Consider the following 10279-nt stretch of genomic DNA (forward strand, 5'->3'; position numbering starts at 1 on the left):
TGTCTTTGAAAACTTAGATAAGGTATTAAAACTTAAGGACGAAGATAATTAGGAAATGTCTGAAAATACCTCTCTATTTCAATATAAAATTATGATATAAAACGTAATCTAATGGTGTGTATCAATATCCTATGAATATTTTTTTAATAGACTTAAGAATGCACATTAGTATTGTATTAAAGATTAGATTATAAAAAATACAGGTTCTCTAACAAATAACTAAAGAACCTGTATTTATTGTCTATCGCATTATATATTCTTTTTTATACTAGTTATCCTTTATACCCCACTGTCTACTATCTGGCTGATATCCACGTACCAATTTCCATTTCTCGTTACCTTCTGAATACTACCACTCAACGCTCTCTTATTTCCATTAGGCATTCATGTGCATAACTAATTATTCAAAAAAAGCATAATTATATAGATAATAAAAGAACCCTAAATTAATAGAGTTCAATCAGCTTTTTACATATACAGTTCTACTTCTTCTATATTATTATCATTTGACGCAGGTTTAGGTTTGTATACACCTGCTTTTTCATACTCTCCATTTACAATTAATAATATCTTTTTTAATAACTTTTTCGCTTCCTCATCTTCTTGAAGTTGTTTCTGAAGGTCATCAAATGTATAATATTCTTTTTTCTTAGCAAGATTCCCTAATATCTCACTCTGCCTTTTACTAAACTTCTTATAAGTGTTTAGTATATTCCTTATGTTTATCTCTTCCATTAATATCTACCCCTTTCATATAATAAATTATACAAAATTGACATGATTATGTAAATAATAAAAAACTCTATTTATATAATTCTTATTAATTATTTAGGCAAATAAGTCCACATCAAAAATAAGACCAAGCAGCCGTACAACTACTTAGTCTATCAACAATCATATTCATTCATATTTAATTATTACTTCTAGTTTTATACAACTGTATTTAATGTTAAATCTTATTCTTGATCTTAACTATATACAAATAATCCAACTAAATAACCTAATACTCCTGAACATAATATAGCTAATATTTTAAATATTGGAATTTCAATTTTTATTTCCATAAACTTAATCCTCTGTCTTTCTAAATCTTGTGTTTTAATAATTTAATTATAGCATGTACAATTATTATTTTCATCTAGAAATATTATTTATATAACCTAATTATAAAAAAGTTAGAGAAATTTTTCTAAAATAATTAAGTAAGAGATCATGCTCTTAAAATTTAATGCATGATCTCTATATAAACTTTATCTGAATTTTTATAATTCACTAAGCTTCTTGTCTACTAGCTCTTTTGCTACCTTTGGATTTGCTTTTCCCTTTGATATTTTCATTACTTGCCCCATTAGGAAGCCTGCACTTTGAGTTTTACCTGCTTTATAATCTTCAACAGATTGAGGATTATTTGCAATTACTTCATCAACTATTTTTTCTATTTCATCAGATGAACTTATTTGCATAAGTCCCCTTTCTTCAATTACTTTCATTGGATCTTTATTTTCATTAAAGATATCTTCAAGCACTTCTCTACCAATATTATTGCTTATCTTTCCTTCTTCAACTACTTTAAGAAGTTTTGCAAAATTTTCAGCTTCTAGAGTCATATCTTCTGATTCAATTTTTCTATCATTTAATATTCTTAAAATATCACTTAGTATCCAGTTTGACGCTATTTTAGGTGTAACTCCTAAAGCTACAACTTTTTCAAAGAAAGTTGCAAGTCCTTTATCACCTATTAAGATTTCTACATCCTTTTCTACTAATTTGTATGAAGTTAGGAATCTTTCTTTCTTTTCATCTGGCATTTCAGGTAAAGATTTTTTCATAGCTTCAATTTGCTCATCATATATGATAATTGGTGGTAAATCTGGTTCTACAACGTATCTATAATCATCAGCTTCTTCTTTAGATCTCATTGAAATTGTTTTACCTTTTGCAGCATCCCATCTTCTTGTTTCTTGAACAACCTTATGACCTTCTCCATAGGTATAAAGCTCTCTTTGTCTTCTTTCTTCTTTTTCTAAAGCTTTTTGAAGTTCTCTAAAAGAGTTTATGTTTTTAAGCTCAACCTTGGTACCAAATTCTTGTTGTCCTACTGGTCTTAAAGAAATATTAGCATCACATCTAAGTGAACCTTGCTCCATACGGCAATCTGAAATTTCGCCATATTCTAAAATTGCTTTAAGCTTTTTCATAAATGCTACAGCTTCTCCAACGCTTCTCATATCTGGTTCTGTAACTATTTCTGCAAGTGGAACACCAACTCTGTTATAGTCAATTAAAGAAACTGGTTCTCCTTCTACGTGAACTAATTTACCGGCATCTTCTTCTATATGAATTCTATTTAATCTAACCTTTACTTGCTTTCCTTCATGTTCAAATTCTACAAGTCCACCTGAACATATTGGTAAATCAAATTGTGAAGTTTGATAATTCTTAGGAAGATCAGGATAAAAATAATTTTTTCTATCCATTTTATTATATTTATTTATTGTACATCCTAGTGCAGTACCTGCTTTTATTGCTAAATTTACAACTTCTTCGTTAAGAACTGGGAGTGTTCCAGGTACTCCTGTGCATATTGGGCATGTATTTGCATTAGGTTCTGCCCCAAATTTAGTTGAACAAGAGCAGAAAATCTTAGTTTTTGATTTTAGCTCTGCATGTATTTCAAGTCCTATTACTGTTTCAAAATTCATCGTAATTCCCCTCCTATAATTCAATAGCTAAAGCTTGCTCTAAACTATATGCTGCTTTGAATATTTTTTCTTCACATAGCATATCACCCATTAATTGAATTCCAATTGGTAAGCCTTCTTTACTAACCCCTGATGGAATTGATATTGCTGGATTTCCAGCTAAATTAACATTAATAGTGTAAATATCAGCTAAATACATTGCTAATGGGTCAGCATTTTTCTCGCCAATTTTAAATGGTAATATTGGAGAAACTGGTCCTACGATTAAATCATATTTTTCAAAAGTCTTTTTAAGATCATGTCTTAACTTTAGTCTAAATGCATCTGCTTTCTTGTAATAAGCATCGTAATATCCTGATGCCAATGCATATGTTCCCATCATAATTCTTCTTTTAACTTCTGGTCCAAAACCTTCAGTTCTACTGTTTTCCATTAATTCATCCACATTTGTATAATTTGAAGTTCTATGACCATATCTTATTCCATCATATCTGTCTAAATTAGTACTTGCTTCAGCAGATGACATTATATAATAAGCTGCTAATCCATCCTTTATTATAGGGAAAGAGAATATTTCTACTTCTGCTCCTAATTCTTTTAATTTTTCTAAGCTATTATTAACTGAAGCTTTGATTTCTTCATCTAAACCTTCGCCAAAGAATTCTTCTGGAACACCAATCTTCATTCCCTTAATTCCATCTTTAAGATTTGATGTATAATCTATTTCTCTTAAGTCTCTTATGCTTGTAGAATCATATTCATCAGTTCCAGATATTATATTTAATATATATGCACTATCTTCTACTGAATTAGAAAATGGTCCTATTTGGTCTAAAGATGATCCGAAAGCAATAAGTCCAAATCTTGAAACCAAACCATAAGTTGGCTTAAGCCCTACAACTCCACAAAAAGCTGCTGGCTGTCTAATTGATCCACCTGTATCAGATCCAAGGGATATTGGAGACATTTTTCCTGCTACTGCAGCAGCAGATCCACCCGAAGATCCACCTGGAACTCTTGATGTATCTCGTGGGTTTAATGTCTTTTTAAATGCTGAATTTTCAGTAGATGATCCCATTGCAAATTCATCCATATTTGTTTTACCAATAATAATTGCATCTTCAGCTAATAATTTTTTTACTACAGTTGCATCGTATGGAGGTACAAAATCTTCAAGCATTTTTGAAGCACAGGTAGTTTTTACACCTTCTGTACAAATATTATCCTTTATTGCTATTGGAATACCTGCAAGTTTTCCTAAAGTCTCTCCAGCCTTAATTTTTGCGTCTATTTCTTTTGCTTTAGCTAAAGCTTCATCACATTGTAATGATAAAAATGCATTAACTGTTTCTTCAGTCTTTGTAATTTCGTCTATATATGATTGAACTAGAGCTTCACTAGTTAAGTCCCCAGTTTTAATTTTTTCTACCATTTCTTTTATATTCATTTTCATCTTGATCTCACCACCCTATTCAATAATCTTTGGTACTCTAATATATGTTTCTTGCATATCTTTAACATTTCTAAAAAGGTCATTACATTCAAATGACTTAACTTCATCTTTTCTAACTACTGGCTTTAATCCAGCTTTATTATCTACATCTTCTTTAATATTTAAATCTAATTCATTTAAATATTGAAAATTCTCTAAAATGCCTTCAAATTCTTTTGCAAACTTAGCCGCTTCTTCATCAGAAAATTTTAATTTAGAAAGCTTTGCTATATATTTTACTTCATCAATACTAACTTTCATTACTTTCACCTCATTAAATTTTTGTCATTTAATACTGTTTTCTAAACCTACCCTAATTAAAATTCATAATTTTCACTTATATTTAAGTTAATTTACGTAATAAAAGATTTATAAAAGTTTCTATTACGTAAATTACTTTTAGACTTCTCAATGAATTTAATACAAAACTCATACATTTTCACTCTTAAGGAAACACGACTCGTATTCACTCGCTGTGGAAGTTCGAAGAACGAAACATCAAATTTCGATTCTCACTTCAAATTTTGTCTCTCACTTATACTTAAGGTGTTAGTCTCTTCATATCTCTTGGGAATAGTGATGCTTCTCTGATATTTCCAAGATTTAAAATCTGCATTGTTATTCTTTCAAGTCCAATAGCAAATCCTCCATGTGGTGGCATTCCATATTTAAATGTATCTAAGTAGAAAGCAAAATCTTCAAGCTTCAATCCTAGTCTGAGCATTTTAGCTTTTAACATCTCATAATCATGAATTCTTTGACCTCCTGTTGTAATTTCAACACCTTTAAATATTAAGTCAAAGCTCTTTGTCATTTCTGGATTCTCTTCACATTCCATTGCGTACATTGGTCTTTTTGCTGTTGGATATTCTGTTAAAAACACAAAATCACTGTTGTATTTTTCTTTTACATACTTGTGGAATAATGCTTCACCTTCATTATCAATATTTCCAACTGGAGATTTCTTGCCGAATTCTTGAAGTAAAATTTCTTGAGCCTTTGCTAGTGGAATTCTTGGAATATTTATTTCTTCTGGAAGCTCTACATCAAACATTTTTAACTCTTCGCTGCATTTCTCTTTTAAATGCTTATATAAATATCTCATAAAGCTTTCTTCCATATCCATAAGATCAGTTTCATCTTTAATAAATCCCATTTCAACATCTAAGCTGACATATTCATTTAAATGCCTCCATGTATTATGAAGCTCTGCTCTATATGCATATCCAACTTCAAAAACTCTTTCAAAACCTGCTCCTACCATCATTTGTTTCCAAAATTGTGGACTTTGTGCAAGGAAGGCTCTTCTGTTAAAGTAGTTAACGGTGAACATTTCAGAACCGCCTTCTGTTCCGGAGTGTGTTATCTTTGGAGTATGAATTTCTTCAAAATCATTACCCTTAAAAAATGTTCTAAATGCTTCTTCAATTTCATTTTGAATTTTAAATATTGCCTTTTTCTTAGGAATTCTTAGGCTAATTGTTCTGTAATCTAATTGTGTTTCAAGAGATGCTTTTTCTTTATAACTTTGAATCTCAAATGGTAATTTATCATAATAAACAGTACCTGCTATTTTAATATCCGATACTTCTATTTCCATTCCTTGTGGTGCTTTTTCATTTATACGAACTATTCCAGTTACTTCTATTGCATTTTCAAGTCTTAAACCTTTTATTTGCTCTTTATTACATACCAATTGAATTATTCCTGATTTATCTCTAAGTAGGATAAATGAGACATGTGAAAGATCACGAATTTTATGAACCCATCCTTTAAGTAATACTTTTTCTTCATCATTAACTGCTAAATCTTTAATAAATATTCTTTTCATTATTATTACTCCTTTTTACATTTATTGCTTATTTTTACAGGACATATTTATAATAATCTCCTATTTTAGCTATTTCAAATATAAATTTATAAAAAAAAACTCGTCTCTATGCTTATGCATAGGGACGAGAATACTTCGCGGTACCACCCTAGTTAGTTTATATTAAAACTCACCTCAAACAAATACAAAAATATATAACACATAATTTTATACCCTCCACTTTTAACGGTGTGGACCCGATTAAGCCTACTCTTTATTACGCACTACGATCACTTAGATCATCTACTTAAAATTTCAGTTAATTGCTCCGAAGTGTTCTTTCAATTCAAGACTCATACAGATATTCCACCATCATCTGCTCTCTAAAAATCACCTATTTGAATTTACTTTTCTTCATCATTGCATTTATAAATCTATATATAAAATATTAAATTCTTATTAATTTGTTACTAAACATCTTATGTGCTTTATTATATTTCAAAATTATCCATAAATCAATACTTTTTTTAAAAATATATTATTTATTATCAAATAATTCATTTCGGCTTATATATTTCCTCAAATATAACTTTATTCTTATTATGGTATATTAATAAAATTATAAATTATGTTATAAATATTTTTTCATTAAAACATATCTTTTTAATCCACCATATTTTAGTTTTTCAATCAAGATTTTATACCCGAGTTCAATAAATGTATTTAAACTATACTTATTATCAGGAGCAACAGTTGCACAAATATACTTAATATCTTTAGCTTTACTTGTTTTTTCAAGATGTTCACATATTTTCTTTTGAAGCTTATTTCCTCTATAATTTTCAGCAACTAATGTTGATTCAATTTGCCCAACTTTTAAGAGTTCCTCACCTTTAATTTGAATATCATACCCATAGTTTTCTTCCGCTAAACCATATTCAACATAAACACCTATAGCTATCAACTCATTATTATCATGAGTAAATAATCCTATAATCTTTCCCTTTTCATTTATGATATCTTCAAATTCTTCTTGTTTAGAACAAGAATAAAAATCTTTATTAATCAATCCTTCGTAAATTTCATCTTGAAGCTTCATTATCTTATTTACGTGACTTAAGTCTAATTCTTTTAATTCAGCCTCTATATTCTTTCCATCTTTTCGCTTTAAAATCATCTTTTCCATATGTATCATAGCAAGAATATTTATGATTTATTCCTGCCTCCCCCTATTGTAAATTAATCTTTGAATTGTATTATACTATATTATTATAAAATAGGTAAAGATGAATATGCTAATATTAGTAAAGCTTTAGGAATATATCTTTCCTAAAGCTTATTATAATTAACAATTTACTTTAATTAACCAAAATTTTATTTTTTTGTCACTCCACCCCAAGTCCCATGGAACATTATTTCTATCGGAATTATGACATGTCACTAAAGCATAACCTTTTGAATCAACACCTGTAACTACTGAAACATGTGTTATATCTCCTTTTTTCTCATAAGCCACAAAATCTCCCGGAAGCAATTTATAAGAGGCTTTATATACCTTTTCATAACTTCCTTTAGCTATAACTGAAGCTCTTCCGCTATTTATCATATAATAAGTAAATTTATCCGCATTAACCCAGGGTCCTGTGGCATCTCCCTTATCATAATTCCATACAGAAGTTTCCTTAAACTTAGCTCCTTCATGTAATACTTGTGAAGCAAAATTCGCACAATCACCTCCTTGAGAATTAAAATTTCTATATTTATTGTTATACTTAAATCCATATTCTTCAATTGATGCAGCTCCACAATATTTTTCTGCATATTCTTTAGCGCCTTTTCTTCTTTCACTGATATCAGATATATCTCTTGATGGTTGAGCTTTTATATATTCCTTAATTGCATCAGCCTTAATTGATTCTAGGCTTAATGAGTCTGCAAAAGGATCCGTATACCATTCTTTAGTGATTATCCACGCATCACCTCTCTTGGCTAATTGAAAGGAATGATATGTTCCAAGCCTTGAGCTATTAATTTTCCAAGGTTCACTTGGGTATATGTATTTATACTCAGTATTACAAGTTATGTTAAAAGAACATTTATCTTCTTTAATCGTAGATTTTCTAACTACAACTTTAGGTACTATATCAACAAATTTAATACCTTGTTTTTCTGCCCAGTTATTTATATATTTCACTCTTTTTTCTTCATATTCAAATGCCCATTGGCCATATCTAGTGTCAGTAGCATATAAAGATTGTATAGAATCCAAGTCTTTACTTAATATTGCTTTATTCTTAATCTGAAAAATATTTTCTATTATATTTTGAGCATCCTCTTTTGATATAGTATCTGCTAATGCTACTTTATTTCTAAAGTTAAACAATGAAAAAAGCAAAGTAGCAATAATAATATTATTTATTATAAACAAGGCTCTTTTATTTTTAGAGAGTTGCATATTTAAATACCCCTTTCAAAATAATCTCTTTTTACTGTAGTGAATTATTTATTATTTCAATACATCTTTTTGTATTCTCATCCAAAGGCACGCCTTCATACCATTCATTATTACTATCACAATTAGCAAAATATTTAGCTTTTAATATTATTTCTGGTCTATATTCAAAATGTAAAATATCAAAGTGACCCCATTTTCCACCCCATACAAAATTATTTTTCTCAAAAGCGTCTATTAATTCTTTTGGATACTCTAACAATCTCTTCTTCCCGCCTTCTCTCGAACTCCACTTCCAATAATCTCTTTTATCACTTTTTAAATCAATTGCAATACCATAAGAATGTGGACTTAACATTCCAGTACCTGATATAACTCTATAGTTGAAAGTTCCACTGGCTGGATAAAGAATACTTCCAATATCGCCGCGAGTTTTTGCAAGAGGCATTAATTCTTTTAGAGCAGCTTCTAATGATGTATTTGCACTATTTTTGCTATTAAATTGATAATTTGTATATCCATATTTCAAGCTTGCTAAATTTTTTTCTACAGCACCTTTAGAATTTCCATAAACCTCACCCAAAAGCCCATAATGCCTAGTTCTTCCAGGATTAAAATCTTTATCCATAATATCAGTTATAGTTCCTAAAGGATACTCTTGTTCTAACATATCTTGAATATCTGGATTTGCAAATTTCTCTTCATGATTCTTCTGCTTTTTATCGTCATAAATAATTTTTTTACCAGATTTCATAATTAAATAAACTTCATCATCACTCTTTTTTTCTACACCAACAACATATTCTGGATATGCTAACATAAGTATTAAAATATCCTGTTTCATCTCAACATTATAATTTTTATCATCAGAGGCAGCTGCTACAATTGGTATGTTGCAAATTATCAATAAACATATTATAAAAGCATTACATTTCTTCATATATATTCACCACCTTAAACCATATAAATATATACTGTCCCAAGAGTAGCCATACTATGTACGCTAATCTTTTGTATACAAAAAAAATAACAAATCGAAATTATAAAATTATTTTTTAATAGGATGGCTTTCATGCTAAAGCTCAATTTATTCCCATAACTCAAATTAATTTTATATTCGATTTGCTACTCGATTTTTTAATTATAAATTTACTATAAAATAATAAATATATGTAGTTTTATTCTAACAACGAAATTACCCACTTATTACAAGCTGTGCATTTATGAACTGTTATAACAAATAAGTCGAATTTCTTATTAAGAGCCATGACTCCCATGGCATCTCTTTCTTCTTTAGTTATAAATTCATCATTTTCATCAATATATCCAATAATCTCAATTAAGTAATTTTTTTTAGTTTTATCACAACATCCATTTGCCCCTGCAACTTCAATTAATTCATAATCTAAATCAGGACTTAACTCTTGAATAATTTCTAGTATATCTTCATAATCATCTATATTATCAACAAACTCTTCTTCGTAAAATACTAAATCTTTAACTTTAAATAACTCTTTCATATGCTCTGCTCCTCTATAAGCTTTTTCAATTTATTTTGAACTAACCATAATTTTTTCTGCTTTCTATTAAAAGCAACCATTCTATTTTTATTATTTTTATTTTCATCTATGAGTTTTATATACTCAGCATCTGCTATTTTTAAGGCATCTTCAATTACAAGAAGTTCCTCTTTAGTAAACATATTATATCTCCTCCATAAACTAAAATTTGCTCATAATATTATAACACAAAGTATATATATATGTTGCAATTGATTTTCTACATTTAACATTTAGATATTTACTTAGCAGATAGACATCCTA

At 28.9% G+C, this 10279-nt stretch carries 10 protein-coding genes and 1 other annotated feature; all 10 genes read right to left on the minus strand.

All coding sequences use genetic code 11. From position 1 onward, the window contains the following. Positions 1-468: 468 nt before the first annotated feature. Positions 469-735 (minus strand): hypothetical protein, encoded by a 267-nt coding sequence (locus CLOBL_RS25595; RefSeq protein ID WP_077861583.1) that lies wholly within the window; start codon positions 733-735, stop codon positions 469-471. A 527-nt stretch (positions 736-1262) separates the two neighbouring features. Next, positions 1263-2702: an Asp-tRNA(Asn)/Glu-tRNA(Gln) amidotransferase subunit GatB gene (gene gatB, locus CLOBL_RS25600; RefSeq protein ID WP_077861584.1), complete on the minus strand. Its 1440-nt coding sequence runs from the start codon at positions 2700-2702 to the stop codon at positions 1263-1265. A gap of 13 nt (positions 2703-2715) precedes the next feature. After that, complete coding sequence (gene gatA / locus CLOBL_RS25605; RefSeq protein WP_077861585.1) at positions 2716-4155, minus strand: Asp-tRNA(Asn)/Glu-tRNA(Gln) amidotransferase subunit GatA; 1440 nt, start codon at positions 4153-4155, stop codon at positions 2716-2718. 15 nt (positions 4156-4170) lie between these two features. Next, the gene (gene gatC, locus CLOBL_RS25610; RefSeq protein ID WP_077861586.1) at positions 4171-4455 is read right to left on the minus strand and encodes an Asp-tRNA(Asn)/Glu-tRNA(Gln) amidotransferase subunit GatC; all 285 of its coding nucleotides are present in this window, start codon (positions 4453-4455) and stop codon (positions 4171-4173) included. Between the two features lie 280 nt (positions 4456-4735). Next, positions 4736-6025 carry an aspartate--tRNA(Asn) ligase gene (gene aspS / locus CLOBL_RS25615; protein ID WP_009170554.1) on the minus strand — a complete coding sequence of 430 codons (1290 nt, stop codon included), beginning with the start codon at positions 6023-6025 and terminating at the stop codon, positions 4736-4738. 117 nt (positions 6026-6142) lie between these two features. Continuing rightward, positions 6143-6434: a binding site (T-box leader), on the minus strand. Positions 6435-6635: 201 nt separating this feature from the next. Next, the gene (locus CLOBL_RS25620) at positions 6636-7190 is read right to left on the minus strand and encodes a GNAT family N-acetyltransferase (protein ID WP_077861591.1); all 555 of its coding nucleotides are present in this window, start codon (positions 7188-7190) and stop codon (positions 6636-6638) included. Positions 7191-7349: 159 nt separating this feature from the next. Then, positions 7350-8459, minus strand: coding sequence for an amidase domain-containing protein (locus tag CLOBL_RS25625; protein ID WP_077861587.1), 1110 nt, complete (start codon positions 8457-8459; stop codon positions 7350-7352). A 31-nt stretch (positions 8460-8490) separates the two neighbouring features. Next, positions 8491-9396 carry a M15 family metallopeptidase gene (locus CLOBL_RS25630; protein WP_077861588.1) on the minus strand — a complete coding sequence of 302 codons (906 nt, stop codon included), beginning with the start codon at positions 9394-9396 and terminating at the stop codon, positions 8491-8493. A gap of 238 nt (positions 9397-9634) precedes the next feature. Beyond that, a complete protein-coding gene (locus CLOBL_RS25635; protein ID WP_077861589.1) occupies positions 9635-9976 on the minus strand; it encodes a hypothetical protein in 342 nt (113 codons plus the stop codon). Continuing rightward, positions 9973-10158 carry a hypothetical protein gene (locus CLOBL_RS25640; protein WP_077861590.1) on the minus strand — a complete coding sequence of 62 codons (186 nt, stop codon included), beginning with the start codon at positions 10156-10158 and terminating at the stop codon, positions 9973-9975. The genes CLOBL_RS25635 and CLOBL_RS25640 overlap by 4 nt, the downstream gene beginning before the upstream one ends. Between the last annotated feature and the right edge of the window lie 121 nt (positions 10159-10279).

The organism is Clostridium sp. BL-8, assembly GCF_002006495.1.
In the GTDB taxonomy this organism is placed as follows: domain Bacteria; phylum Bacillota; class Clostridia; order Clostridiales; family Clostridiaceae; genus Clostridium.